The 1,672-nt window shown below is 39.7% G+C and carries 1 protein-coding gene and 1 pseudogene; one reads left to right on the top strand and one right to left on the bottom strand.

Features of this window, described 5'->3' with window-relative positions:
* Positions 1-119: 119 nt before the first annotated feature.
* Positions 120-596 (bottom strand): annotated as a pseudogene (locus H6F92_RS07180) (RNA-guided endonuclease InsQ/TnpB family protein); the annotation flags it as partial.
* Between the two features lie 50 nt (positions 597-646).
* On the opposite strand from H6F92_RS07180, the gene tnpA reads away from it, so the two are divergent.
* Positions 647-1,078 carry an IS200/IS605 family transposase gene (gene tnpA / locus H6F92_RS07175; protein WP_190357334.1) on the top strand — a complete coding sequence of 144 codons (432 nt, stop codon included), beginning with the start codon at positions 647-649 and terminating at the stop codon, positions 1,076-1,078.
* Positions 1,079-1,672: the final 594 nt, after the last annotated feature.

The raw sequence follows: 1,672 nt of genomic DNA, 5'->3' as shown, positions 1-1,672 counted from the left end.
ATACAGAGGTAGCAGCGGCTAAGTCTGGGTACTGGCAGTGCGGGACGGTGCTATGGCGATTTGATTACCCTATTCAGAAATCTTTGTCAAGTACAATTTATACCAAATTAGATGAGCTTACCCTGCGGGTACTCCCTAGATTTCCTAATCCGAATTTTTCCCAATTGTGGAAAATTTAAGTATTCGTCACCTAGAAAGTTTTTTGACAGCGCGGGGAAAACAAAACTTCGCATCTTTTTCTTGAATCTAGGAAAGCCAAAGCCTTTCGATTTCATGTCAGAAAAAGCTTTCTCTAAAGTTTTTAAGACTTGCTGTAAGACTTGAGCGTTAACCGTCTTTAATATCGGATAAACTTTTTTAGCTTCCGTTAGATTTTTAGCTTGAACGAAGTAATTAGGATAGGGTTCATCCGCAGGCATTATGTACTCAGAAACTAACGAACAACGATCCGCAAGACACTTTCGAGAGTTTAACCAATCTTTCCGTTCTGAAAGAGCGTAATTATAAACGCTTTTGCAAACATCAAGAATGTGGACGATCTCTCGCTCTTGTTTTTTATTTACCTTTAGTTTATACTGATAGGTAAGCGTTATCACTGTCGTTGGTTTTGTGATGTATAATTGGATTATAACACTTACCGCCCAATATGTCAACTGATTACCATCATGGATTTCGCTCTGTTTACAAACTTACCGCTCACATCGTATTCGTTATCAAATATCGACGAAAAGCTATTAACAATGAAATCTTAGTTCGACTTAAAGAAATCTTTGCTTCAACGCTCTCAAAATGGGAAAGCGTGTTACTTGATTTCAATGGTGAATCTGATCATGTTCACCTGATTATTGATTACAAGCCTGACATCGCTTTATCTAAATTAATCGCTAACCTTAAAACAGTTAGTAGTCGTTTAATTAGAAAAGAATTTCCGGATTTGGAAGCAAAGTATTTCGACAATAAACCTTATTTTTGGGCAGGAGCTTATTTCGTGGCCAGTTGTGGGGGTGTTACTGTTGAACAACTAAAAAAATACGTCGAGAACCAAAACTCCCCGAAAGTGGAAATGCTACTGCGTTAGTTTCATTCTGGTGGCGATTCATCTCCCGTTAACCGCTACGCAGTTTAACGGGAGTCCTCTCGCTCCATTGAGATAGATCGCCCGACCAGCGTAGGGAAGAGCAATCGCTCATCCGAAGATAAAGGGTGCGTAACTAAATCCTAGGGTACTGGCCACCTCAAATAGGCGGGTATCACCCCGAAATAAGAGGATAGTGACTAGCCAAAGTCCAGCGGCCCAAATGCCAAAATTAAAAGCGTAGAGAATAGAAGTAATTAATGGGACTTAGACAAAAAACAAATCGATAAAAGCCTCAACTCCAATCCCCGCTTGGGATTTACTTCGAGAAGCCCAAAATCGCTGAAACCCAGATAGATCAAGGAAAATCATAAATTGAGGTTAACCCTTTGTCCCGTAATGGTTTGAGCCTTTTTTGCTGCCCGAAAATGCCTAAGTCCCATTAATAAACTAAAAATAAAGCGGCTGGGGGGAATCCGGTTAATATAGCAATTCTCTGACTTATGAGGTACAGTAGCAACAGTGAGTAAACCAATTGCGAATATCTTTTTGAGTAACTTCTAACATAGCCAATTCAATCCCTTCTATTAAGTCTTT

Origin of the sequence: Microcystis wesenbergii FACHB-1317 (assembly GCF_014696875.1) — a bacterium.
GTDB lineage: Bacteria > Cyanobacteriota > Cyanobacteriia > Cyanobacteriales > Microcystaceae > Microcystis > Microcystis wesenbergii_A.
Note: the sequence above shows the minus strand (reverse complement) of the source record. Positions and strands in the feature narration are given on the sequence as shown.